Raw genomic sequence first — 26,702 nt, forward strand, 5'->3', positions numbered from 1 at the left:
CTTAAGCCGATAGCCGTTCAGCAATCTCGTCCGAAAGGTCAAAATTGGCAAAAACATTCTGAACATCATCATGATCTTCCAGAACTTCAATTAATTTTAGCAAGGTGCGAGCATTATCTTCATCTAATGCAACTGTATTGGATGGACGCCATTCAATTTTTGCACTTTCAGGATCTTTAAACCGGGCTTCCAATGCGTCACGGACTGCAAAGAAATTTTCCATAGCACATGTTATTTCATAAACATCATCATTTTCTTCAACATTATCCGCTTCTGCCTCAATAGCCGCCTCAAATATTGAATCAAAATTTGCAACCGTTTTGGGATAGGTAATAACACCCATACGTTCAAACATGAATGCGACAGAATTCATTTCCCCCAAGGATCCGCCATATTTATTGAATGCGGCCCTAACATCTGAAGCTGTACGATTACGATTATCTGTCAATGCCTCAACGATAATGGCAACTCCGGATGGACCATATCCTTCATAGCGCACTTCTTGATAATTATCTCCATCTGCGCCACCTGCGGCTTTCTTAATCGCACGATCAATATTATCCTTTGGCATATTGACAGCACGAGCTGCTGCAATGGCTGCACGTAAACGGGGATTGGCGGCTGGATCAGGTAAACCTGATTTTGCTGAAACGGTTATTTCACGAATTATTTTTGAAAATTCTTTTGCCCGACGGGCATCCTGAGCCCCTTTACGATGCATAATATTTTTAAATTGCGAATGTCCTGCCATTAATTTTTCTCTTAATTCTTACAGTTTGATTTCAATCTTAATCTAATAAACATGTCCCGATTTTTAAACAAACCGACCATGACAATGTTTAAATTTTTTGCCTGAACCACATGGACATGGTGCATTTCTGGGCGTATCTGCCCATTCTTTTGGTACATCAGATAATGTCTGAGGGGTTTCCCCCTCTATAAGATCCGAAGAAGATTTTTCCCCTTCATCATCAGAGACATTGACTTCAACCTTGGCCAAAAGTGAGGTAATCCGTTCACGAAGCTCATCCAGCATATAATTGAAAAGAACAAAAGCCTCCTTCTTATATTCATTAAGCGGATCTTTCTGACCATAGGCGCGCAGTCCGATACCCTGACGCATTTGATCTAATCGTAACAAATGTTCTTTCCATACAGCATCAAGCGTTGTTAGCAAAACTTGCTTTTCAACATATCGCATAATTGAAACACCATAATTCGCGACCTTGGTGGCCATCATTTCATTAGCGGCTTTCGTAATGCGCTCTTCAAGTTTATCAATTGAAATATCTTTCTCTTCAGACCATTCCTTAATCGGTAGATCAAGATTGAATATCCGTTTTACATCCGCGGTTAATTCGTTAATATGCCATTGTTCTGCAAAGGATTTTTCAGGTATATATTTTTCGATCAACATATTGATCACATCATGTCTCATAGATGCAATCACTTCTGAAACATCTTCCAGAGCCATATATTCCCGACGCTGAGAATATACCTCCTTACGTTGATCATTGATGACATCATCATATTTCAAAGTGTTTTTACGCATATCGAAATTGCGCGCCTCAACTTTTTTCTGAGCTTTTTCAAGTGCTTTGTTGATCCAGGGGTGAACAATGGCCTCCCCTTTTTTCAAGCCCATTTTTTGAAGCATACCACCCATGCGTTCGGAACCAAATATCCGCATCAGGTCATCCTCGAGGGATAAAAAGAAACGTGAATTTCCCGGATCTCCCTGACGCCCCGAACGTCCTCGCAACTGGTTGTCAATTCGACGACTTTCATGACGTTCCGTACCAATTACAAACAGTCCACCGCTCTCTTTAACCAGTTCATGATCTTTTTGAACTTTTTCTTTAAGGGCCGTTTCTTGTTTCAAGCGTTCATCTTCATTTTCTATATGGGAAAGCTGCTGATGGATAAGCATATCCACATTCCCACCCAATTTAATGTCAGTACCACGACCCGCCATATTCGTAGCAATTGTAATGGCTCCCGGAACTCCAGCTTGAGCAACTATCTGGGCTTCTTTTTCATGAAAACGCGCATTCAATACATTATGCTTTATGCCCTTTTTATTTAACAAATTTGAAAGATGTTCACTTTTCTCAATCGATGTTGTTCCAACCAAGATAGGCTGTTTCTTTTTATGAACCTCTTCGATAAGCTGGCTAACCGCATCATATTTTTCAGCCGTGGTCAGATAGATTTCATCATGTTCATCCTTACGCTGAACTTTAAGATTGGTTGGAATTGACACAACGTCCAGCTTGTAAATCTCGGCAAATTCATCGGCTTCTGTCATTGCCGTTCCCGTCATACCGGCAAGTTTCGGATAAAGACGGAAATAATTTTGAAAAGTGATTGAAGCTAGAGTCTGGTTTTCCTGCTGTATTTCCACATGTTCCTTGGCTTCCAGTGCTTGATGCAATCCATCGGAATATCGACGTCCATCCATCATACGTCCAGTAAATTCATCAATTAGAATGACCTTATTGTTACGGACGATATAATCCACATCCTTGGCAAACAAGGTATGCGCCCGTAATGCCTGCTGCATATGATGCACCAACGCGATATTATGAGTGTCATACAGCCCCCCCTCTTTCAATACACCCTTTTCACGCATTAACTGCTCTATATGTTCGGTTCCCAATTCTGTTGGAATGACATTCCGGAATTTTTCATCTTTTTCATAATTGGCAGGATCTTTGACTATCTCTTTTATAATTTCATCAACAGAACGATATAGATCTGAACTGTCATCCGCAACCCCCGAAATAATCAATGGAGTACGAGCCTCATCTATCAAGATCGAATCAACTTCATCCACAATGGCGTAATTAAACGGACGCTGAACCATTTCATCAAGACTGTATTTCATATTATCGCGAAGATAGTCGAAGCCGAATTCATTATTTGTCCCATATGTAATATCAGCGGCATAAGCAGCCTTACGTTCAATATCACTCAAATCCGCGATAATCGTTCCGACATTCATGCCAAGAAAACTATAGAGCCGGCCCATTTCAGCAGCATCACGTGAGGCAAGATAATCATTCACCGTTACAACATGCACCCCTTTTCCCGATAGTGCATTCAGATATACGGCCAAGGTTGCCACCAATGTTTTACCTTCACCCGTACGCATTTCGGCAACCTTACCATCGTGAAGAACCATTCCCCCGATCAGCTGGACATCGAAATGACGCATTCCCAAAACCCTTTTCGAAGCTTCTCTGACTACAGCAAACGCTTCTGGCAATAAATTGTCCAGTGTTTCTCCATCAGCTAACCTTTGACGAAATTCAACCGTTTTATTAGCCAATGCAACATCATCCAGAGCCTGTATTTCAGGTTCCAATTGATTGATTTCAGGTAGTCGCTTTTGATAAGCTTTTAATGAACGCTCATTAGAGGTGCCGAAAAAGACACGGGCAAATTTTGCAAACATCAATGTTTTCCAAATAACGCTTTGTAATCCTGCCTGTCATTACAAAGGGCTAGTTATAATTAAATTAGAACACAATTCAATCCAGACAGAAAAATACATATAGAAATAAGTTCACCGGTATTATAACCAACTTTACTTACACCATAAATATCATTTTAAAATTTTAAAAGTGGTTTAACTTTTTTCAAGAAAGGAACTTTATTAAAATAATGGGACAATTTCACCTTTCCATGATATAAACATATTCAAAATTATCTTTAATCCTCTCAATAATAAAGGTACTATATGTCTTTTTACAACAAATCATTCAAATTTGCAGCAACCCTTCTTTTTTCCTCAAGCCTTTTGACAACAGCAGCTATTGCCGCTGAACCTGCTGTCACAACTACCCCGTCAGCACCTGCCGCTCAAAATCAGTCAAGTCCTAGCAAAATAGATGAAAATACTGTTTTGGCAACTGTTAATGATAAAAATATTACGTATCATGATGTCCAAAATATGCGCAAGATGTTGCCCGATCAATATAAAAGTCTGCCTGCACCTGTTTTGACAACAATAATCCTTCAGCAATTAATTGTTCAAAATGCAGTCCTACAAGTTGCTGAAAAACAGAATTTACAGAATTCCCCTGAGGTCAAGCAACAAATTGAATTCATGCAAAAGGATATCCTGTTTTCGACATTCCAAAAATCTGAATTGGAAAAGAATTTAAAACAAAATCCAATTGACGATAAAGCCATTCAAACTTTTTACGATCAGCATTTCGCCAACGCAGCCCCTGTTAAAGAGGCGCATATATGTCATATTCTTGTAAAAACACAACCGGAAGCTGTAAAAATCATCAGTCAACTTCATGCAGGCAAAAATTTCGCTAATCTTGCCAAACAATATTCAACCGATAAAGAGAGCGGTAGCGAAAATGGCGGTGATTTGGGATGGGTCAAACAAAATGACCCTCTTGCACCGGAATTCATCAATGCAGCCTTTGCGCTGAAAGCAAATACAATTACAACCGCTCCGGTGAAAACCCAATTTGGTTGGCATGTCATCAAGGTTCTTGGTTATAGAAACGCTCCGGTACCACCATTGAATAAAGTAAAAGATGAAATTCGCAAAAACCTGTATCAACAAAGAATGAAAACCATTATTGAAAATGTAATTAAACAAAGTAAAATTACCAAAAATGATGAAGCCATTCATTCTTTAACACAAATGCCTGTCACACAAAAAAAATAACTCTGACAGAACAAATCAATAAAAATTTTTATAAAAGGGAAAATAAATTTTCCCTTTTATAAATTCAAAATGTTTATTGATTAATATCCCTAAAGAATTTAATTCAAAAAACATATTATTAAATCCTTTTTTCTTATAAAGAAAACTTGTAAAAAACATTTTCAGTAAAATATAAATATTTCATTATAACCGGATATGAATCAATCCTGTCATATCCATTATTTTGCTCCATTATTGAAAAAGAGTCTACCATGTCGAGTTATCCTGTTTCTCCGCTTGCCGTAACCCTCCCTGAACTTTGCCCCGTTGCCGGTGTAAAACTTGCATCTGTTCAAGCAGGATTACGATATACTGGACGTCTTGATTTATCGTTAATGGAATTCGCTCCGAACACAACCGTCGCAGGAGTATTTACCAAAAACAAATGTCCAGGTGCACCTATCGATTGGTGCAGAAAAATTTTATATCGCGGTAAAGCCAGGGGATTACTTGTCAATGCCGGTATTGCCAATGTATTTACGGGTCAGGCAGGTTTTGATGCAGTTAAATATTCAGCACAGGCAGCTGCAAAAACAATAAAATGCACACCCGAAGAAATTTTTGTTGCCTCTACAGGGGTTATTGGCGAACAGCTTCCTTATCAAAAAATCATCAATTATCTTCCAGAACTTTATTCGAAATTGGCTTCTGATCAATGGAAGGAAACAGCTCAAGCAATCCTGACTACGGATACATTTGCCAAAGGCTTTTCCCTTAAAACAGATATTGACAATATTCCTGTCACTATTCAGGGAATCGCCAAGGGGAGCGGTATGATCGCACCTGATATGGCCACTATGCTTTGTTTTGTTACAACTGACGCAAAATTGCCCGCTACTGTCTTACAAAAATTATTAAATGAAAAGGTCAAAACAACCTTTAATTCAATAACAGTTGATTCCGATACATCAACCTCTGATACCCTTCTTTTATTTGCCACGGGTCAGACCCCCAATACCGAAATCAATGATATTGATGACCCAAGATTAAGCAATTTTTCAAATGCCTTAGAAAAATTGTTACAAGAATTGGCTCTTTTGGTTATTAGGGATGGTGAAGGCGTAACAAAACTGATTGAAATCAAGGTTGAAGGTGCCGTTAACAATGAATCAGCTTTTAAAATCGGACAATCAATCGGTAACTCCCCTCTTGTGAAAACAGCAATAACAGGTGAGGATGCCAATTGGGGACGTGTTGTAATGGCGGTAGGCAAAGCCGGCGAACCAGCCGACCGTGACCTTTTGTCAGTGGCAATAGGTAATATTTGGGTTGCCAAACAAGGTGAGGTTTTATCAGATTATGACCAAGATAAAGTTAACAAGCATATGCAAGAACAAGTCATAAAAATTAAAGTCAACCTGAATCTGGGAGAGGGACACGCAAAAATTTGGAGCTGTAACCTAACACAAGGTTATATTGAAATTAACGGCTCTTATCTGCGTTCCTAATTTCTTTTATTTATTATCAATTGAATCGTTTCTTTATGAATACCCATATTATCTCCGATTTTTCTGAAGAAGAAAAAAAAAGAATTCTAGCAAAGTCAGCACTTTTCAGTCCTCCGTCCTTGAAATTATCAGATGGAAGACAGGAACTTGTTGGACTTTCACGGGAAGAATTGGAAGAGGTCCTAATGGGTATGGGGGAAAAATCCTTCCGTACGAAACAGTTATGGCACTGGATTTATCATAAAGGTGTTACCGATTTCTCTTTGATGAGTTCAATCAGTAAACCCTTGCAAGCCAAATTGGCAGAACATTGTGTGATCAGCCGACCGGAACTGGTTATGCAACAGACCTCAAAAGATGATACCCGCAAGTTTCTTTTTCGCTTCAGGGATAAACAAGAAGCTGAAACAGTTTATATTCCCGATCGTCGAGAAGATCGTGGTGCTGTCTGCATTTCCTCACAAGTCGGATGTACGTTGTCCTGCCGTTTTTGTCATACCGGCACGCAAAATCTGGTTCGAAATCTTGGTGCAACAGAAATCGTAGGTCAATTCATGGCGGCAAGGGATAGTTATAATGAATGGCCAACCCCGACCGCTGGAAGACCCCGTCTTCTATCAACCATAGTTCTGATGGGAATGGGCGAACCTCTTTATAATTATGACAATGTTGCCAAGGCAATGCGTATCGTTATGGATGATGAGGGAATTGGAATCTCTCGTCGCCGGATTACCTTGTCAACGTCCGGTGTAGTTCCCATGATGGATCAATGTGGAAGGGAACTGGCAATTAATCTAGCCATTTCCCTTCATGCTGTCAGGGATGATTTACGAAATGAGCTCGTTCCCTTAAATCGTAAATATCCTATAAAAGACGTTCTGGCAGCCTGCCGTCGATATCCTGCAGCAAGTAATTCACGTCGTATAACGTTTGAATACATTATGTTAAGGGGAATTAATGACAGTGAATCAGATGCACGTGAACTGGTGCATCTATTAAAGGGTATTCATGCCAAGGTTAATCTAATTCCATTTAATCCATGGCCAGGCAGTGATTACAAACCCTCCAAAACTGAACAGGTGCAAAAATTTGCCGATATCATTATGCAGGCAGGTTATTCCTCGCCCATCCGCACCCCAAGAGGGCGTGATATTCTTGCAGCATGCGGACAATTACGCACTGAAAGTCAAAAAGCCAAAATTTCTAAAAATTTAAAACATAACGAAACAATTTCTGACTGACAACAGTGTTTAAAAATCAAATAAAAATTGTGAAAATAATTTATTTAATCTTATTTTCACAATTTTTCGAAATAAATTCATTCACATGATTATATGAATTTATCATCAATAATTATAGACTTGAAAAATTTCTACCAGGCATAGGCTTCAGGTGCCTCACCCCCCATACTAGGCCAAATATCATTTAAAATATGTATTATTTCATCTGACAATGTAATGGAAAGCACTTCAATAGCATTATCCAGCTGTGTTTCAGTACGAGGTCCAATAATCGGTGCTGTGACATCAGGTTGATGTCTTAACCAGGCAAGGGCTAAATTTGCAGGAGTTATTTTAAGTTCAACAGCAAGATTCTCATATTTTTCAAGTTGGTATCTTAATTTTTCAATTATTTTCAGTTCCTGTTCTCTAAAACGTCGCTCGCCATTTTTCTGTTTCGAGAGGACACCCCCAAGCAGTCCACCTGCCAATGGAGAATAGGGAATAAATCCAAGACCATGATATCGACAGGATGGAAGGACTTCCAACTCAACTGTACGTTCTGTCAGATTATAGGGGCTTTGCTCAGAAACCAATCCGTAAAAATGACGTTCCTTGGCCAATCCCTGAGCTGTGGCTATTTGCCAACCAGCAAAATTACAACTTCCTATATATAAAACTTTTCCCTGTTGAACCAATAACTCCATTGCCTGCCATATTTCCTCCCATGGAGTTTCTCGATCAATATGATGCATTTGATAAAGATCAATATGATCCGTTTTTAAGCGTCGCAAACTGTCTTCACACGCTTTTCGAATATGATAAGCTGACAAATGCCGGTCATTCGGCCCAAAATCCATAGGCTGGTAAACTTTGGTAGCCAATACAACCTTGTCTCTCTGACCGCTCTTTTTAAACCATCGTCCTATAATTTCTTCAGAAATGCCATATCCCCTAGGAATTTCTGGCCATTGTAATCCTCCATAAACATCTGCCGTATCAAAAAAATTAATTCCTGCATCAATTGCCTTATCCATAATCATGCAGCTTTCTTTTTCATCCGTGACATCACCAAAATTCATGGTTCCAAGACATAAATCACTTATCTTCAGACCTGTTCTTCCCAAAAATCGATATCTCATGATAGCTCAATCTTTTTGTTTGCAATTTTAAATATTTTTGATTTTGCAGATAATGCAATTCAAATGAATTGGAATATCTAAACCCTGGGCGGTGTAATCGTCATAGGTTCCTTTGACAATGGAGGAATAATTCCATTTACAGGATGCGGTACATACGGTGCTTCAAGACTGTTTATTTCATTTTCTGTTAAAGAAAAATCAAGCGCCTTTACAGCCGTTGTCAAATGTTCAGCCTTTGTTACCCCAATAATAGGTGCCGTTACGTATTTTTTTGATAATAACCAGCCCAATGCAACATATGCACGAGGGACATGATGCAAGTTGGCAATCTTTGCGACAACCTCCACGACTTTTCGATCCTGCTGTTCTGCATCCTGATACATTTTCAAAGCAAAAGCATCATTTTGAGTACGTCGTGTAACTTCATCAAAATCACGAGTCAATCGTCCCCTTGCCATTGGACTCCAAGGAATGACACCAATACCTTGATCCGCACAAAAAGGCAACATTTCCCGTTCCTCTTCCCGATAAAGCAAATTATATTGAGGCTGCATGGAAACAAAACGTGTCCATCCATTTTGCCTTGCAATATGTTGCATTTTGGCAAAACGCCATGTTTCCATAGAGGATGCTCCAATATAGCGAACCTTTCCTGATTTCACGATGTCATGCAAGGCCTCCATGGTTTCCTCGATCGGGGTTCCATGGTCAAAACGGTGAATTTGGTAAAGATCTACATAATCCATTTTTAATCGTGACAAACTGTCATCAATTGATTGAAAAAGAGCTTTACGCGATAGAAAACCTGTATTAGGCGAATTCCGCCAAGGAAAAAAAGCCTTGGTCGCCACCACAATTTCTTCTCGCCGTGCCATATCATTCAATGCTCGCCCCGTTATTTCCTCTGAACTGCCTCCAGAATAAATATTTGCCGTATCAAAAAAATTAATTCCCGCCTCAATGGCCTGTCTAAAAAAAGGGCGTGCAGCAGTTTCATCAATTGACCAGGCTTGTGGCAACCGGTTGGGTGCACCGAAACTCATGCATCCCAAACATAATCTCGATACTTTAAGACCTGTACGACCTAGATTTGTATACTTCATTTTTTTATCTCAAATATGATATGAAAATTATCGAAAATCTTTTCTATTGTTTGATTTTCAAATAAATAATACGATAAAAAAAGCGTTGTATAATATCTTGATATTCCGTAATAATTACCTGATCCTGCAAATAATTTATGTTTACTTATAAAATCTGAATAATCATCAATTTGTCTAATCCATTATAATGACACTCAATCAGTCTTCAGACAGTCAAACCGAATTATTTTATCAAAAAATAATCAATATTCTTGAACGACATGTAAAAACACCGGGTGCACATACCACCCTGATTAAAGATCTCAAACTTTTTAGAAAAGAGATACCTCGTCAAGCATGTGCCTGTTTTTATCAATCGAGTATCAGTTTGTTATGCCAGGGTACTAAACAGATAATTATTGATAAAAATATCTTTCCATACGACAAACATCATTTGCTCATTACTTCTCTGGACATCCCTACGAACAGCCAAATAATGGAAGCATCCCCTATTAAACCCTGTTTTGGAATTTCCTTAAATTTGGAACGCAATATTATTGCAGAGTTAAGTACACAAATTGATCTTAGGAATTCAAACAAAACGAAATGTAGCAGTGTATCTATTTGCAGTGTTAATGTATCCTTTTTGGAACCCATGTACAGACTTTTATCCTTAATGGATGAGCCCGAAACCATTCCAGTTCTTGCCCCGTTAGTCATCAGGGAAATTTACTATCGACTGTTAACCAGCGATGCCGCACCAATTCTTTTACAGATTATAACAACTGGTAATACAGGATCTAATATCAGAAAAGCAATCGAATGGCTTAAACAAAATTATTCTCAACCCTTGAAAATAAGCCATCTTGCCAGTGCTGTTAACATGAGCCCCTCAAGCTTGCATCATCATTTTCGCCAACTAACCGGAAAAAGCCCGTTACAATATCAAAAATGGTTACGCGTTCATGAAGCAAAACGTCTGATGATCAATAATAATCTTAACGCTGCCACTGCTTCCTATCAGGTTGGTTATAAAAGTCCCTCACATTTTAGTCGTGATTACAAAGCCATATTTGGCAAGTCTCCCCAAAAAGATATAAAAAATTTTAATCAAATATAGTTTTTCATTCCAGAATGTCATTCTTTCGTATAGCTCCACTAAAAAAATGCTTATTCAATTTCTAACAGTAATTTTGCCTGACTGGAATTATTCCTCTCATAGAAAGGTCCACGATGTCGATCCGTTTTAATGTTTATCAACAACCGATTGGTCAAGCTCTTCCTTCATGGAAAAAAGCAAAGCTTCCCAAAAAAGAAACAATCACGGGACAATATTGCCGGCTTGAACGCATAAATGTCAGACAACATGCTTTGCAACTTTATGATGCCTTTTTTAACGGTACTGATAAAGGGCTATGGACCTATCTTTTATCCGGCCCGTTTAATGACTTTAATGAATATCGGGAATGGCTACTTAAATTAGAAAATATCAAAGATCCATTTCATTATGCAATTCTTGACAAGAATTCCAATCAAGCAATCGGTTCAATTGCTCTCATGCGAATAGATCCAACAAATGGTGTGATAGAAATTGGTAGCGTTATTTTTTCTGGACGATTAAAAAAAACAACAATGGCCACGGAGGCAATCTATCTTTTAATGAAATATGCATTCGAGGAACTTGGTTATCGTCGTCTTGAATGGAAATGTGATACCTTAAATGCACCCTCTCGTGCTGCGGCATTACGCTATGGTTTCACATTCGAGGGAATATTCCGTCAAGCTTTGGTTATTCATGGCCGTAACCGGGATACAGCATGGTATTCAATTCTTGACCTTGAATTTCCAAAACTTTCCAAGGCATTTAATGACTGGCTTGATCCTGACAATTTTGATTCTGAAGGAATTCAGAAGAAATCCTTACAAAAATTGATGAATAATTATGTTAAATAAAAACATGTAATCAAATCAATACACAAACATACCGATTGTTAAAAAAAGACGATGAGTTGTAATTACCGTCTAATTACAAGATGTAATAATTATTTTAAATATGACTAAGATCTGAAACTTTCGTTACAACCTCATACCTAACATCATCCATAATTTTAAAATGTGCCTTGCCACATTTAATTTTCAATAGCTCACTTTTAGATAGTTTTGATAAATCAACAACATCATTTCCTGTATTTTTAGTCTCCACAACAAAATATATCTTTGCATCATTTTCAAACACTAATGCCCAATCAGGGTTATAATTTCCAATAGGCGTTTTTATTTTGAACCAATTTGGAAGTTTAAAATAATATTTAACTTGTTCACTAGTCTCACACTCTTTAGCAAACTGATTTTCTGTTTCTGAATCTAAAGGAACTATATTTTCATAAATGGTTTTGCCAGTATTTGTGACCTGAAAAGAATTGTCATTCATATAGATTTCAAGTTCTTTACTATCAAACAGCTTCATTTCATATTCAGTAAGCCCAACTTTTTGATACCGAATACCATTTATCATTAATTCCTGCATTTCTCTAGAAATAACATCACAAACCTTATCAAGAAAATCTTGAGGATTTTTGGAAATATCACCAATTCGTTCAGATTTTTTCAATATCTCTAAAATTGTTGTCCTCGTCAGTTGAGTTTTATTTTCAATATAAGCAAATATATCAGGAATATTTTTAGCAATTATTTGAGTTTTATTACGATCACTTGCTAAATAATTAGTCTGGATACCTTCTTCATCAATATTCAAAGATACCTTTTCCATATAAAGAATAGGTTCTGTTATTTTAGGTAAAATTTTGATAGCTTCGACAACTTTGTCTATTAATTGATTAGTATCATAATGAACACGATAGGTTGTTTTATATTTAATCTTATTCCATATTGCTAAAAATAACGGGTCTGCCTGAAAATTTTTTTTATAAATAACCTTTGTTCTTTGTGCCCTATCTTTAATCCGGCCTTGAAAATTAACGCCACAATCTTCTTCAATCTCACTTTGTAAAGCTTTTGCGAAATCATCATAAGATTCATTGGCAATAACCGTCAGACGATTAATATTTTTATCCCGTATTCTTTTCCCATCTTTATCAACGGCCAATCTCAATCCTCGCCCTATTTCCTGGCGTTTCTTCATTTCAGAGGTTGTTTCATTCAGAGTACATATTTGAAAAACATTAGGATTGTCCCAACCTTCTCTTAATGCAGAATGAGAAAATATAAACCGTAACGGCTCGTTAATATCTAAAAGCTTCTCTTTGTCTTTCATAATCAAACTATAGGTATCATCATCAGCTTGTGTATTGCCCTTGGTATCTTTTAATATTCCTTTTTTATCTTGGGAGAAATAACCATTATGCAATCGATCAAGTTCCTTATCTGAAATATCTTTTTTATAACATTTCTTGAATTCCTCTCTATAAATTTCCTCAAACCAAAGTGCATACTTACCTTTTACTGCTTGATTCTCTTCATAGTCTCGATAATTAGATACTTTATCTATAAAAAATAAAGATAAGACCTTTATACCATCTTTGCTTAATTTGGCTTCTTTAGCCAAATGCTCTTTGATCGTTCTTCGAATTTGGAATCTTTTAATATCATCTTTTGCATCATTGCCGTTTTCCAGCCCCTTATAGAGAGTAATACCGTTAGAAAAGGTAATGTTTTCATCTTGTACATTCATCTCATTAAGAATATATCCATCTTTATAAACTTCTCTGTGATTGGATAATTCAAATAAATCATCACCAACCTTTGCAGAAATGGTCTTTTTCTTTACACCAACCTTATCATTCACATGAATAGTAAGTTTAACAGAACAACTGGTTTTGGCTGTCTTAAAATCACCGACAAAAACATAAGCATCATTAAAAGCTGCATCACTGTAAATGGAATCAACTTCAATTTGCTTAACCAACCCCAGATCATAAGCTTTTGCCGGATCAAGCTGATAGACACTATTATATTGATGCTTATGGGTTGCGGAATATCGTAGATGACATAAACCGTTTAAGCTTTTAATCGCTTCCTTCCGCTTTTCTGTCTCCATATTCTGAGGTTCATCAATAATCACAACAGGAGAGGTTGCCTGAATATATTCAATAAGCTTATGGCCTGTTTCATTGATTTTATTGATAACATTCTGATCTTTAGCAAATGAATCAATGTTCATAACGATGATTTCTATATTATTTCTTTGGGCAAAATCTTTGATATCAACAGGTCGCTTACTATTATAAATAGTATAATTCAGAGGCTCTCTTGCATAAATATTCTGGAAATGTGCGTGTGTTATTTCAAGACTTTTCTGAACGCCTTCACGAATAGCTATAGAAGGTACAACAATAATGAATTTACTAAACCCATAATGGGCATTGAGTTCATATATCGTTCTTAAATAAACATAGGTCTTTCCTGTGCCTGTTTCCATTTCAACAGAAAAATCCATACTGTCTAACGACTGAGATTTTGCAATACCGTTCTTTTCTTGAATTTCCTGTAAATTTTGAAAGATTTGCTCTTTATCAATATCCAAATTATTTTTTACCGCAATAATTGGATCATTATTTCCATTTGAATATAGGTTAAACCCTGCTGTATGCTTAGATTGCCCTTTAAACAACTCAACCACAGCAGATATCGCAGTTTTTTGATACTCTAAATTCGCTTCAAATTCTAACTTCATAACCAAACCCTTAGATTGTTTCGAACTTGATATCTGCATCTTGCATTTGTAATGCGGTATTTGTCTTTAATTGATCGTTATTCTTGAAAAGTTTATCCAGGGCAATAACCTTATTGGGATTTTCTTGAAGAACATTCTCAATAATTCTTTCATTCACCTCTTCAAGAAGCAAAACAAGGATGTTTTCATCATGATTTTCTTGGTCTGATATAGAATAGATATGATTATGATGCTTGATATGACTATTTAAATCCTTGCCATTTTTAAGCATTAATTCGTAAACCATATTTTCTGTTGAAGCATCTTCCGCAATGGGATCAACGTGAAGATCTAATTGTTCATCAAGTTTTTCACTGGATATATCGGTTCGCCATTCTCTAAAGTTGCTATCAGAAACTTTTAAGACTTTGAATCCAATATCAAGCTGATCAATATTTTCTTTATCCTTATTGTCTTCCTTGATTTTTTTACCTGCTCTTCGAATGCGTTCCTTGGCAATATCAGCAATGGTCTTATATCCAGCTTTAAAGGCCTCTGACTTTTCATCACATATTTCTGGTAATTGAATAGAGATACATTTGCGATGACCTCCATCCTCAGCATTCAATTGCATCACCGCATGCGCAGTCGTTCCACTACCCGCAAAAAAATCTAGGATAATTGAATCTTTCTCAGCACTATCTATTAATTGTAAAGCTTTTAAAATTAATTTACATGGCTTTGAAAAATCAAATAATTTACACCCCATTAAATCTTCTAAATTTTTACTTGCTTCATCAGTAGTTCCTGCATCATTTCTGCCCCACAAATTTACTGGAACCATACCATTTTTCATTTCATCAAGAAATTTTTTTAATCTTGGATAAGTATTGTAACCATTCTTTCCCCAGTATAATTTATTTTCTTTTACGTGTTTTAAATATGTTTCTTTTTCATATTTCCACGCATGAGTAGGGTGCCTAACTTTTTCTTTCGTAAATGGATTTTCAATTTCATATACAAGATTAGGTCTTTGACTTTTTGTAGCAGGATTTACATAAGAAACGCTAGTCCAATCGCCTCTAATATCATTATCTGGATTGTCATATATTGAATCGGCTTTTTCATTTCTTTTTTCTCTGAGCTCTGATAGTAACTCACTTCTTCTAAAACAAAATAAATACTCTACTAAACTAGCAAACATTTTAGAATTGTTACTTCTTGTAAACCTTTTTTCCCAAACTATACAAGCAACAAAATTTTCCTCTCCAAAAATTTCGTTCATTAACAAACGTAAATTATGAACCTCATTATCATCTATAGAAATGAAAATAACGCCATCATCTCTAAGTAAGTTCTTGGCGAGATATAATCGTGGCATCATCATATTAAGCCAATTACTATGATATTGCCCATTTTCTTTCCTGTTTTTCTTAAAAACAGAATTTTGTATTAAATATCCATCCTCGTCTTTATCCCCCACATTTTTTTGATAGTTTTCAAGGTTTTCTTTGAAACGGTCCGGGTAAATAAAAGAGTCATTACCCGTGTTATACGGAGGATCAATATAAATCATCTTAACTTTGCCAAAATAACTTTTTTGGAGTATTTTTAAGGCTTCTAGGTTATCGCCCTCAATGAATAAATTCTCTGTCTTATCAAAATCAACGGATTCATTTTTGTCTGGGGAGAGTGTTTTAGATGTCGGCTCTTGCAATACTTTATAAGCATTACTCTTACCCGCCCAATTCAAAACATAACGTTCATTTGCAATATTAATATCTTCTCCCAAAGATAATTTTAGCTTTTCCCAATCAACCCTACCTTCCGTAAAAACCTCTGGCAGCAATTGTTTTAGTTGTTCTAATTTTTCTTGTTGCGGAGACAAAGAATTCTTCATTTAAATAATTAACCCTTTAATAAAAAATCCCCTTATGAATGGAGAATTTTTTAAACAAACTTGATTGTATACTAATTTTTTTACTACAATATATATCCGGTTTGAATTCTACATACAAAAGTAGCTTAATTTAGCATCAAAACACAAATTAAACATGTTTTAGTATTATAATTATACAGATTTAAAATCAGCATAATTTTATAAGATAATTTGAATCAATTCAAAGTGTTTATACTCGTTTTTTGTATAGTTTTTGGTGATTTTATGCGCTTGAAAGTAAATCAGCTATTTTTTTAATCTTATCAATTTTTAAAGAAAAAATACAATCAACAAAAATAAACCATAGTTTTCCATTAATTTATTTAATAAAATCAATAACTATCCATTATAATGATGAAAATTAAACTATGATTGTAAACCCGAAACGTGGACTTCTTTTTCTTATACAGACAAGTTTTAAACCTTTACTCATTTTATTTATTTGGGACATGCTAGTCGTAATTGGATATAAAATTTTTAATCTACACTGGTTTGATCAATCGGCATTACCAACCGCCCTGATTGGATCTGTGCTCGTCCTTTTTATGAATTTCAGAAACAATACGGCATATAATCGATGGTGGGAGGCACGTATACATTGGGGATCAGTCACAAATAACTGTCGATCATTTGCCAGGCAATGCATGAGTATTCTCGATAGCAAACCCGAGCTTATATATGCCATGGCCGGATATGCATACAGTCTATCCTATCATTTAAGAAATAAAAATTCCCTGACCAGTTATAATGTTAAAAAAATATTGCCCCATTCCATTCAAACCTATATTAAAAATCAGCGCAACCAGCCTAATGGCATTCTCGTTCAGATCGGCTATATGGTAACCCAGGAAAGCCGCCAAAAAAATATTGACGGCGCCCTTCACTCTCAAATCGACAGAATTTTATCTGACTTGGCCAATGCACAAGGTGCCTTGGAAAGAATTAAAAATACACCCTTATCAATCCAGTTTTCCACCCTGCCCCGTTTACTAAGTGAAGTTATCTGCATCATTCTTCCTTTTTCAATGGTGGATACACTTGGGTGGATCACACCATTAGGGTCCGCACTTGTGGGTTTTTTATTTTTGGCTCTGGACCGAATTGGAAATGATTTGCAAGATCCCTTTGATGAAAGTCCGCATTCCTTGCCCATGTTAACAATGTCACGCAGCATCGAGATCGATTTGCTTGAACAAATCAATCAATCTTCTCAACGCCCTATTCCTTCCATTAACGGAATTCAATGGTAAATTAAAATAAAATACCTATATATACACATTATATAAAATTATATACACATTATATAAAATTTTGCCTTTTCTAAAATATCAAATGACAATTTATCCTGAATATGATATAGTATATTAAATGAGTGTATTGAAAAATTCTTCCAAAGGTGGTGTAACCGACGAAATGGCTCAAGCAGCCGTCGCAGAAACCGCCGCACAACAATCCAATAGTAAAACCTCTTTTCCTTTTCAAGAAGGCGATGCCATTGTCTATGCTGCACATGGTGTAGGCCGAATTGATCGTATTGGCGTGGAAGAGATTGCAGGCACGAAACTGGAAATGATCCAGATCTCTTTTCCAGATAATCAGATGACCCTGCGTATCCCTTTAGATAAAGCAAAAAAAGCTGGATTACGCAAAATTGCTTCCCGTGAAATTGTCGGAAAAGCCATGTCAATTATTAAAAGCAAGCCGCAAACCAGCAAAGGTATGTGGGCAAGACGGGCTTTGGTTTATCAGGAAAAAATCAATTCTGGTGATCTGATGCAGATTGCTGAAGTTTTAAGGGATCTACGCAGAAATGCTGACAGTCTTGATGGCAGTTTTAGCGAAAGAAAACTATTTGAAGCGGCTCAAGACCGTTTTGTAACCGAGGTGGCCGTTTTGGAATCAAAAAAACCAGAAGACGTTCTCAACGAATTAACAAACGTGATGAAAACAGCTTAGAATTTATCAATTGATCATTACAATTACAACGAAAGGAGAGTTACTCTCCTTTTTTTCATGTCTTTAATTTATAATAAATGAATATATAATGACATTTTGTTAGTCTTTACAAATGATATTAAACAAGTATGATAAAAGGCTTATTAACTATTTATAAAAATTATTAGAACCTAAATAATTTTTTAGATTGTCAAAAGCGTATACAAAATGTTTTTTCAAAAAAAATCGATTTCTGCCTCTCATAATACATCCAATCAAAATTTGATTGCTCAATTAACAAAAATATCTGGAAGCAGAAACGTTATAACTGACCCATCCAAAATGGGATTATATTGTAATGGTTTTCGATATGGATCTGGGAAAGCAATAGCAATTGTAACGCCAGAACATATTCTGGATCAGTGGAATGTTGTCAAGTCCTGTATAGAATCAAATGTAATAATTATCATGCAGGCCGCCAATACTGGACTGACTGGTGGATCTACCCCCGATGGCAATGATTATGATCGTGACATTGTCATTATTAACACCATGAAAATGAAAAAAATTTATGTGATTAATAATGGTGAACAGGTAATATGTCTTCCCGGGGCGACTTTAAATGAACTTGAACAAAAATTAAGGCCCTATCATCGTGATCCTCATTCTGTAATCGGATCATCATGCATCGGTGCTTCAGTTCTTGGAGGAATAAGCAATAATTCTGGTGGGGCATTGGTACAGCGAGGCCCCGCCTATACCGAGATGGCCCTTTATGCCCAATGTAATAAAGAGGGTAAATTAGAACTTGTTAATCATCTTGGCGTTGAGTTGGGAAACACACCTGAGGAAATTCTGGGACGACTTGATCACGGTAATTTCGATCATGAATTGATAAAACAATCTGATAAATGCTGTTCAGACCATCATTATAGAGATCATGTCTGCGAAGTTGATGCCCCTACACCCGCCCGTTATAATGCCGATCCCAATCATTTATATGAAGCCTCTGGATGTGCCGGTAAACTCTCAATTTTTGCTGTACGCCTTGATACATTTCCACAGGAAAAGGAAACAAGAGTTTTTTATATCGGTACAAACGATCCAAATGATCTTACCAATATTCGATATAATATGCTCAGCAAGAAAATAGTTCCCATATCCGGTGAGTATATCCATCAAGATGCTTACAATATTGCCGCTATTTACGGAAAAGATACATTCATTTTTATAAATTGTCTGGGTACTGCACATATTCCACAATTATTTTCTCTGAAAAACAAATTTGATTTTATTACAAATAAAATCCCGTTTTTCCCAAAACATTTCAGTGACAAGGCAATGCAGTTTTTTAGCAAATTATTTCCCCAGCATTTGCCGGAACGAATGAACGAATATGCAAAAAAATATGAACATCATTTGCTATTGAAAGTGGGCAAAAAAGAAATTGAACCTGTTCGTTCCCATTTAAAATCTTATTTTAAAGAAAAAACATCGGGAAGCTTTTTTGAATGCAATGCCGAAGAAGGTCGCAAAGCATTCCTGCATCGCTTTGCCGTGGCAGGCGCTGCTGTTCGTTACAGGAATGTCCATACGGATACGGTTGAAAATATTCTGGCCATTGATGTTGCCCTACGCCGTAATGATAAAGAATGGGTGGAACATTTGCCTGAAGAAATAGAAGAACCAATTCTCCATAAATTATATTACGGTCATTTCTTTTGTCACGTTTTTCATCAGGATTATATTATTCAAAAAGGATATGATGTATTTGCACTTGAAGAAAAAATGTTGAGAATTCTTGATCAAAGAGGAGCGGAATATCCCGCTGAACATAATGTCGGTCATCTTTATCCAGCCAAAGATCCTTTGAAGAATTTTTACAAAGACCTTGATCCTTGCAATGCTTTCAATCCTGGCATTGGAAAAACTAGCAAATTAAAAAACTGGAAAGAATAACAGCTTTAAGAAAAAAAGACGCTTGAATAATAATACCTTTTCAAAACATATTCAAATCGTCTTCTTTTTAATGTTAAATAAGCGAATTCCTGATTGGTTGTATAAATTCTTGATATCAAATTAAAATTTATATTTTCTGATTTACCTTAATAATCAAATTCATAAAGCAATCCCACGTTACTACCTGGATCATTATCTGGGGTAACAAATCTTGAATTATCTTTTCCCGTTCCAACCGCTGCAGTAGCTTTCAAGTGTTTGGTGATATCAATCTGCATCTCGGCCTGTGTACCTGCATTGCCTGTAGATTGTTTGGCACCAATATAAACACCTTTTGCCACATACTTCCCTGCAGCAACACTTGCCCCATTATTGGAGCCTCCATTTTCATTGCTACGACTCCCCCCTCCTAAAGAAAGTCGATCCAATCCAAGGCTTTTTCTCACGGTACCCAAGGGATCAATCCCTGCACTTTGTCCACCCAACGTTGCCAATGCCAATCCTATTTCTGCCATTTGGGTTGCCGAAAGACTTTGTGAATCAACACCAAATAATAGAATGGCTAGAACCCTGTCTTGTGACAATGGAGGGGAAGAGGTTAACGTGATTTTGGGTGAACTTGCAAAACCTGTAATCAATAATCTGGCCGTGTTTCCTTCAACCGTTTTTTTTACCTCAAAATCCAGAGAGGGATCAATCTTGCGATCTACATTACTTCCCTGAAACCCGATCACACCCCTTGTGAAATCCAATGATATTCCTGAAAGATCAATATGACCGTTTTGCATTTTCATTCCCCCCGCAACTGAAGGCGCATCAGCTGTTCCAGTGATATGCAATGCGCCTGCCATATCTGTAAACAGTCCGAAACCTTGAACCAAGATTTGACCGGCAGATTTAATGGTTAAATCCAAACCGATAATGGGTCCTGGAAGATTTGGCCTGCTTTCTGTTTCAATCTTGTCACCTGGACGAATTACTTTTAATGGAACAACAGAACTTGAAATAGAATGCGGTATATTAATCTCGGCATGTTTGATCCGAATTATTCCCTTCATATCAATTTTTGATTTTGCCATTCCACTAACATCGATATCGCCATCAAGAATGGCTGTTAACAAATCACTAACCAATGGACGGGCATTTTTCATATTCATATGCAAGCTTACCGGAATACCCGGTTGAAAAACTCCAATTTGTCCATTGGCATATATATCCCCATGTCCCGCCTTGGCAGTAAGTGATTCAAGGGTTATATGATCTTTTTTCCCAACAAGCTTTGCCTGTATATCCTGAATACTTGTCCCTTGTGCGTAATCTCTAAAACTTCCTTTGAAAAGCTGTAAAGTTCCATTAACAATCGGTTCCATAAAACTACCCGCAATTTGCATGGCAAGATTGATATTGCCCTTGACTTGCTGACCATAGACACCCGCAATCGCATTTCCCAATCCCAAATCAATTTTCCCTTCGAGATTCAAATCCATCTTACCATTTGAATTTAAAGGTATTAAACCATTCATATTCAAATCAAATTTCTTTCCCATCTGTAAATGCGTATGCGTTTGGGCATTTTTACCCATCAAATTTGTCCGAGAAATCAATTGTGCAACAGGTAGAGAGGCGACTTCTCCTGTAAGCATTTTAATATTCGTTGCTTTAATTTGAATTGAACCTGTGGGTTTTTCCAACGTCCCTTTTAACCTGGCCTGGGCATCCAAGGTTCCATTAGCCTGTAACTGAGGTAAAAAAGGTTTTAAAATGGCAGGAGTCACATTTTGAATACTAGCATTCAAATTTAATGTTGGCATAATTACTCCAGTCAAATCGATAATGGCCAAGGGCGCATTTGGAGGAGCCAAGGTTAAACGAAAATGATCTATGGCTATTTTCTCCCCAAAATCCACCTTGGCTGGAACAGTCAGGTGTATATTTTCACCTTTTGCCAATGCATTTAGTTTTTGTAAAAAAACATTTTTTTTCTTCAAATCCAACACTAGTGCTGTATCAAATGCACCTTTACTTTGCATTAACGAAGGAAAATCAGCATTTGCCATTACTTTCAAGTTATCGATAAAACCATTGGCACTTAACCGGATATTACCTTTTGCCTGTGGAAGCTGAAAATCCGAAATTTGCGCCTTTAAATTGATTAAGGGTTTGTCTAATGGATGATCAAGATAACCCGTTAAAAGCAAATTATTGAACCTGTAATTAGGCATATTCACTTTGCTAATTGCATTAACGAATAATTTTTGGTTTGTATGCGGTGAGGAATGGATTTGTAAGGCAAGATTGCCTTCAATATTCTGTCGAACCAATTTTTTAAAATCGGCCAGTCGAGTTATTTTTATATCAAGGTTACCATTAGGAATTATATTTTTACCGGAAATACTAAAATCAGCGAGACCATTCAAGGATCGCCAATTCAATTTTCTTAAATTAAAATAATAATTATCAGTATTTTTCTTTTGACTTGCCAAAAGTTCCATTTCTATCGGTGAACGGTCAAGATTTCCGTTCAAGGATACCAAAAGCGTTGGTAGCGCAAATAAATGATTCAGCTCAGCCTTCATTTTTAAATCGCTTGGCGCTATTGCATAATCTCTTTTTGATGATGTTTGAAATTTAGTATCCATTTCAAATTTCAAACCCAGATCTTCCAGAGATCCATCAGCTTTTAAAACCGCCTTTCCCTGACCCGTCAATAACGGGGAAAGTGCCATAAGATTATTTATATTAAGATTAACAACCGCCCTGACCTGTTGATCCAATAAATGTCCATTACCTTGAATTGATAAATTTTGACCTGATATTGTCAAATTATCCAAATAGATATCAGGTTTTTCTTTATGGAAAATACGTGCATGAATACCGAGATGTCCCTTGGATCCAACCATATTTACTATTTCAGGTAATCCTTGATTAACCTGTATGGGACCATCCAAATCAAATAAAATTGGATTATCTGCATGCTCTGGCATTGTAAAAGCAAGATTGAATACTGATTGACCTCCCAACCTAACACCTGTAAATTCGGCTATATCACTTAAATGTGGTAGAGCCAGATCAATTGATCCTTTTAAGACAGGTTGAAAAAAGATATGTCCCACAGCCTTCACAAGGTCATGTTGAACTCGAAAATCAATTGATTGTTCAGGTTCATTTATTCCATATACAGCATCAGCTATAATTGGGACTTTGGCAAACATCATTGGATGTTTTCCGGGAACACGCAACCCTTCTGCAATTAAATGTATATGGGCTCTATCGATTTGCCTTGAATTTATGGCTTGCAAATCATCATTTTGCTCTCCCGAAAAAGAAACAATAAGATTATTCAAAAACATTTTACCAGCCGCTAGATTGACCAGTTTGAATTTTCCCTGACCGATTGGTTTTGTTAATAATCCAGTCAATCTGGCATCTAGATCCCATCCATCCCAATGAATTTGTGGATTCAAGGTCACTGCTGGAGAATGACCGGATAAATCAACATTCATTTTTGAATGATTAAGGTCAATATGTCCATTTTCCCTTAAATACGTCTGATTTGATTTCAGTTCCATTTTTGTATTCAATAAATCAAACGGTCCATCAAGCGACAAATTAAATGATAAAGGAGTTAATTGATCGGACTTTAATAAACGTTCAAGAATTCCATCTGGATTGGATTTTGCCAAAAAAGTTAACTGTCCTTTTGAAACCTGATGATTTTTAACTGTTAACTTCAAGGAAAGATTTGTTGATTTATTAAGTTCTTCACCATCAAGCTCCAAATTTGTGTCAGGCAATGCATTCAGTTTAAATTCATCTAGAAAGAATAATAAATTAGAAGTCGATAGTTTTCCGTTAACTTTTAAATCAAACGTTTTTGAAAAAACTGTCTGAGCAAGATGCAATTTATTAATTTGTAAATGGTTAATCGAGGCAGATAACCAAAAAAATGACAAATCGGATGATGTGGAATATGATGCTTCTGGTGATTGTGTGGATTTTGGTAAATCCTCAATATCTATTTCTTCAGCCAAAATACTTTGAATAAATAATTTTTTATACAGTAATTCAAAAAAAGACCAATCAAGTTTGACTTTTTTTAATATTAACCACGGTTTATCCGTTGATGGCAATTTTTTCAACGTGATTTCTTCAACAATCAGATGATTAGGAAAATTCCCGTGAATCCCCTTAACATTTATGGAATGATCGGTCCAAACATCAATTTTATCTGAAAGAAATTCTTTTCCACTCTGCGTATTAAGATAAATGAATAATGCAAAAACCATAGCTACGAGCAATATGAGTATACTTGCCAGAAACCATAATATACCCTTGATTATAGAATATTTGACTTTTCTAACCTTTATATTCCTTGGCACTTTGTCAATGGATTGCTTCTTTTCAGATCCCTTACTAGATTGAGACATTAAAAGGTTTCCCCCAAACCTATATAAACTTCGAACCGATCTCCTCGATATGGTCGCTTAACGGGTACTGCGATATCTAAACGTATGGGCCCCATAGGCGTATAATATCGAAATCCACCACCAACACCTACCTGAACCTTCCCCTCAAAAGGCATACTGTCACTGCTGACCTGACCGGCATCAATAAAGGCTTGGGCACCAAATTGTCCAAGTATTCTTTGCCGGAATTCAGCCGTTCCCGTATCCATTGCCTTTCCCCCTTTTGCATATTTACTCCCCTTAAATTGAGGACCGACACCCTGGAAACGAAATCCTCTTACAGTTGAAGTACCTCCTGCGTATAAACGTTGGTCAGGAGGAAGATTCATTCGTGAGGCCCCTTGAATACTGCCAATGTTTCCACGAAATGCAAAAATTGAATGACCAGGTTTCGTTAATCCCAGATGCGTTAAATCAAAATAGGTAGAGGCTGTTCCTTGCATGATTGCAAAAAATATAGTCTTGTCTCCAAAAGATTCCGTCGGCGTTATAGAGACAGACGCTTTCATTCCGTGATCTGGAGACATCATTGGATTGGCCAAGTCTGTTCCATCATATGCCGCACCCAGTGGAAGGTTGATCATGGTATAATTGTTTCTTTCACCTCGCTGAATAATATGTTCTTGTATTCCACCCAAATAAGCTGACATGCTCCAGCATTTACCAAATTTTCTTGTCATTCCAACCTTTGCAAGAAACGCTGTTTGATTATACGAGTACAGTTTCTGTTTTACAGCTTCAACACGTGCATTAAAATCCTGGTTACGATGTCCAAAATCAGGTTTTGTAAAATCCGCATACACATCATATCCCAGTCCCCGTTGGGCTGTTCCTGCTATACCCGTCGCTATGGCTGCCAATTTTAACTGTTCGGCATTACCAAATATGTTATGATGCGTCCATTTTGCACCTAACCTTCCCCCAAGATCCGTCGAATATCCCGCTTCAACACTTACGGTTCTTCGTTTAGCCTCTTTAAAGGTTATGGTTAATGGTATTCGACCCGATTGATCAACATGATCTGCAACGTGCATATCAATACTCGAAAAAACACCAGTTGAAGAAAGATCCATGCGTGCGTTTTCAATAGTTGAGGGTTGATATAACTGTCCAGCATGCAATAACAACCGGCGACGAATATATTTCGCGTTGACCTTTTTCAAACCCTTGAAATCGATATCACCTATGTCCACTACAGGACCCATATTCATATCAAAAACAACATTCAAGGTTTTATTGTCTGGATGCAGATAGGCAACGGGCTCTCCCATTTTAGCCAAGGCATGTCCCTCTTCCTGCAACCCCTTGATCAGTTTGTCCCGAGCGGCAACGATATCAGCGGAAACGGCAGGATCACCAATTTTCAATCCGAATTCCCTTTGCTGCCTAGCTGATAACTGGATGATTTCATTTTTTTGTAAGTTCTTGAACTCTAACTGACCTATGCGATATTGGGATCCCTTTTGGATATGAACAATAATGATAACATCCTGCTGGACAGGCACTTTATCAATAAAATTTGGTAAATCCGTACTTGCACCATCAATTATTCCATTGGCAATGATATCTTTTTCATGTTTGAATATATCATCGGATTGCTCTCTTTTATTCAATTTTACATTTTTTTGATTATGTAACGCAGCCGCAGTTCCAACCTTGATACTGATTTTCGCATCATAATATCCGAAACTGTCCATAGCATTTTTAAAACGGGCATAATCACTTTTAATTCGACCAGCCAACGCAAACGCATTTACAGCATTTGTTTTTTGTAAAGTAACCAAATTGGATGTGTTTGACAAAACTTTATCAATTGTCTCATTTCCTGTTGAATATATTTTCACTCTATAATATTGAGGATCTGCAGCTACTCCCTGCTTAAAACAGCTCAAAATAAATAACACTATGAATATGAAATAATCACGAATGCCTAATTTTGTATTATCACCTTTATATTGTATGGATTTTTCGTTTTCAAACCAAAACCACAAAGATGACAAAACGCATATTCCCTATAGTATACTGAATAAAAATTGGATTTTATAAAAAGTATTTTCTTTTATAAACATTAAAGGAACTCTTCAAAAGAAAAATACATTAAAATAAA

The 26,702-nt window shown here is 36.6% G+C and carries 16 protein-coding genes; 8 read left to right on the forward strand and 8 right to left on the reverse strand.

Annotation, left to right across the window (positions count from 1 at the left end):
• Window position 1: 1 nt before the first annotated feature.
• Window positions 2-751 (reverse strand): YebC/PmpR family DNA-binding transcriptional regulator, encoded by a 750-nt coding sequence (locus tag H3T44_RS04940; RefSeq protein ID WP_122123364.1) that lies wholly within the window; start codon window positions 749-751, stop codon window positions 2-4.
• A 63-nt stretch (window positions 752-814) separates the two neighbouring features.
• Window positions 815-3,457 (reverse strand): preprotein translocase subunit SecA, encoded by a 2,643-nt coding sequence (gene secA / locus H3T44_RS04945; protein ID WP_198196388.1) that lies wholly within the window; start codon window positions 3,455-3,457, stop codon window positions 815-817.
• A gap of 285 nt (window positions 3,458-3,742) precedes the next feature.
• On the opposite strand from secA, the gene H3T44_RS04950 reads away from it, so the two are divergent.
• From H3T44_RS04950 to rlmN, 3 genes are all read left to right on the forward strand, one after another.
• Window positions 3,743-4,693: a peptidylprolyl isomerase gene (locus H3T44_RS04950; protein WP_198196390.1), complete on the forward strand. Its 951-nt coding sequence runs from the start codon at window positions 3,743-3,745 to the stop codon at window positions 4,691-4,693.
• 251 nt (window positions 4,694-4,944) lie between these two features.
• Window positions 4,945-6,180 (forward strand): bifunctional glutamate N-acetyltransferase/amino-acid acetyltransferase ArgJ, encoded by a 1,236-nt coding sequence (gene argJ, locus H3T44_RS04955; protein ID WP_198196391.1) that lies wholly within the window; start codon window positions 4,945-4,947, stop codon window positions 6,178-6,180.
• A 35-nt stretch (window positions 6,181-6,215) separates the two neighbouring features.
• The gene (rlmN, locus tag H3T44_RS04960; RefSeq protein ID WP_198196392.1) at window positions 6,216-7,421 is read left to right on the forward strand and encodes a 23S rRNA (adenine(2503)-C(2))-methyltransferase RlmN; all 1,206 of its coding nucleotides are present in this window, start codon (window positions 6,216-6,218) and stop codon (window positions 7,419-7,421) included.
• 131 nt (window positions 7,422-7,552) lie between these two features.
• On the opposite strand, the gene H3T44_RS04965 is transcribed toward rlmN, so the two are convergent.
• Complete coding sequence (locus H3T44_RS04965; RefSeq protein ID WP_198196393.1) at window positions 7,553-8,542, reverse strand: aldo/keto reductase; 990 nt, start codon at window positions 8,540-8,542, stop codon at window positions 7,553-7,555.
• Window positions 8,543-8,619: 77 nt separating this feature from the next.
• Window positions 8,620-9,645 carry an aldo/keto reductase gene (locus H3T44_RS04970; RefSeq protein ID WP_198196394.1) on the reverse strand — a complete coding sequence of 342 codons (1,026 nt, stop codon included), beginning with the start codon at window positions 9,643-9,645 and terminating at the stop codon, window positions 8,620-8,622.
• Window positions 9,646-9,832: 187 nt separating this feature from the next.
• On the opposite strand from H3T44_RS04970, the gene H3T44_RS04975 reads away from it, so the two are divergent.
• A complete protein-coding gene (locus H3T44_RS04975) occupies window positions 9,833-10,744 on the forward strand; it encodes an AraC family transcriptional regulator (RefSeq protein ID WP_198196395.1) in 912 nt (303 codons plus the stop codon).
• 113 nt (window positions 10,745-10,857) lie between these two features.
• Window positions 10,858-11,577 carry a GNAT family N-acetyltransferase gene (locus H3T44_RS04980; protein ID WP_198196396.1) on the forward strand — a complete coding sequence of 240 codons (720 nt, stop codon included), beginning with the start codon at window positions 10,858-10,860 and terminating at the stop codon, window positions 11,575-11,577.
• Between the two features lie 94 nt (window positions 11,578-11,671).
• On the opposite strand, the gene H3T44_RS04985 is transcribed toward H3T44_RS04980, so the two are convergent.
• Window positions 11,672-14,317 (reverse strand): DEAD/DEAH box helicase family protein, encoded by a 2,646-nt coding sequence (locus H3T44_RS04985; protein WP_198196397.1) that lies wholly within the window; start codon window positions 14,315-14,317, stop codon window positions 11,672-11,674.
• A gap of 10 nt (window positions 14,318-14,327) precedes the next feature.
• Window positions 14,328-16,196: a site-specific DNA-methyltransferase gene (locus tag H3T44_RS04990; protein ID WP_198196399.1), complete on the reverse strand. Its 1,869-nt coding sequence runs from the start codon at window positions 16,194-16,196 to the stop codon at window positions 14,328-14,330.
• Between the two features lie 407 nt (window positions 16,197-16,603).
• Here H3T44_RS04990 and H3T44_RS04995 point away from each other — a divergent pair, with 407 nt between their 5' ends.
• The 3 genes from H3T44_RS04995 to dld all read left to right on the forward strand — a co-directional run bounded on the left by H3T44_RS04995 (window position 16,604) and on the right by dld (window position 20,129).
• A complete protein-coding gene (locus H3T44_RS04995; protein ID WP_110438787.1) occupies window positions 16,604-17,485 on the forward strand; it encodes a bestrophin family protein in 882 nt (293 codons plus the stop codon).
• A gap of 118 nt (window positions 17,486-17,603) precedes the next feature.
• Window positions 17,604-18,191, forward strand: a complete 588-nt coding sequence (locus H3T44_RS05000) for a CarD family transcriptional regulator (RefSeq protein ID WP_122123352.1) — start codon at window positions 17,604-17,606, stop codon at window positions 18,189-18,191.
• Between the two features lie 207 nt (window positions 18,192-18,398).
• A complete protein-coding gene (gene dld / locus H3T44_RS05005) occupies window positions 18,399-20,129 on the forward strand; it encodes a D-lactate dehydrogenase (RefSeq protein ID WP_198196401.1) in 1,731 nt (576 codons plus the stop codon).
• A 146-nt stretch (window positions 20,130-20,275) separates the two neighbouring features.
• Here dld and H3T44_RS05010 read toward each other — a convergent pair whose 3' ends face one another.
• Both H3T44_RS05010 and H3T44_RS05015 read right to left on the reverse strand, forming a co-directional pair.
• Window positions 20,276-24,556 carry a translocation/assembly module TamB domain-containing protein gene (locus H3T44_RS05010; RefSeq protein WP_198196403.1) on the reverse strand — a complete coding sequence of 1,427 codons (4,281 nt, stop codon included), beginning with the start codon at window positions 24,554-24,556 and terminating at the stop codon, window positions 20,276-20,278.
• Window positions 24,556-26,595: an autotransporter assembly complex family protein gene (locus tag H3T44_RS05015; RefSeq protein WP_232347515.1), complete on the reverse strand. Its 2,040-nt coding sequence runs from the start codon at window positions 26,593-26,595 to the stop codon at window positions 24,556-24,558. The genes H3T44_RS05010 and H3T44_RS05015 overlap by 1 nt, the downstream gene beginning before the upstream one ends.
• Window positions 26,596-26,702: the final 107 nt, after the last annotated feature.

The sequence above is a fragment of the Commensalibacter sp. M0355 genome, from assembly GCF_016101365.1.
Taxonomy (GTDB): Bacteria; Pseudomonadota; Alphaproteobacteria; order Acetobacterales; family Acetobacteraceae; genus Commensalibacter; species Commensalibacter melissae.

Excerpts from the sequence above, each read along its gene's own strand:
- H3T44_RS04950 (WP_198196390.1), top strand. The coding sequence starts at position 3,743 with ATGTCTTTTTACAACAAATCATTCAAATTTGCAGCAACCCTTCTTTTT.
- H3T44_RS04980 (WP_198196396.1), top strand. The coding sequence starts at position 10,858 with ATGTCGATCCGTTTTAATGTTTATCAACAACCGATTGGTCAAGCTCTT.
- H3T44_RS04975 (WP_198196395.1), top strand. The coding sequence starts at position 9,833 with ATGACACTCAATCAGTCTTCAGACAGTCAAACCGAATTATTTTATCAA.
- secA (WP_198196388.1), bottom strand. The coding sequence starts at position 3,457 with ATGTTTGCAAAATTTGCCCGTGTCTTTTTCGGCACCTCTAATGAGCGT.
- H3T44_RS04970 (WP_198196394.1), bottom strand. The coding sequence starts at position 9,645 with ATGAAGTATACAAATCTAGGTCGTACAGGTCTTAAAGTATCGAGATTA.
- H3T44_RS04985 (WP_198196397.1), bottom strand. The coding sequence starts at position 14,317 with ATGAAGTTAGAATTTGAAGCGAATTTAGAGTATCAAAAAACTGCGATA.
- H3T44_RS04965 (WP_198196393.1), bottom strand. The coding sequence starts at position 8,542 with ATGAGATATCGATTTTTGGGAAGAACAGGTCTGAAGATAAGTGATTTA.
- H3T44_RS04990 (WP_198196399.1), bottom strand. The coding sequence starts at position 16,196 with ATGAAGAATTCTTTGTCTCCGCAACAAGAAAAATTAGAACAACTAAAA.
- H3T44_RS05000 (WP_122123352.1), top strand. The coding sequence starts at position 17,604 with ATGAGTGTATTGAAAAATTCTTCCAAAGGTGGTGTAACCGACGAAATG.
- H3T44_RS05010 (WP_198196403.1), bottom strand. The coding sequence starts at position 24,556 with ATGTCTCAATCTAGTAAGGGATCTGAAAAGAAGCAATCCATTGACAAA.
- dld (WP_198196401.1), top strand. The coding sequence starts at position 18,399 with ATGTTTTTTCAAAAAAAATCGATTTCTGCCTCTCATAATACATCCAAT.
- H3T44_RS04995 (WP_110438787.1), top strand. The coding sequence starts at position 16,604 with ATGATTGTAAACCCGAAACGTGGACTTCTTTTTCTTATACAGACAAGT.
- rlmN (WP_198196392.1), top strand. The coding sequence starts at position 6,216 with ATGAATACCCATATTATCTCCGATTTTTCTGAAGAAGAAAAAAAAAGA.
- H3T44_RS04940 (WP_122123364.1), bottom strand. The coding sequence starts at position 751 with ATGGCAGGACATTCGCAATTTAAAAATATTATGCATCGTAAAGGGGCT.
- argJ (WP_198196391.1), top strand. The coding sequence starts at position 4,945 with ATGTCGAGTTATCCTGTTTCTCCGCTTGCCGTAACCCTCCCTGAACTT.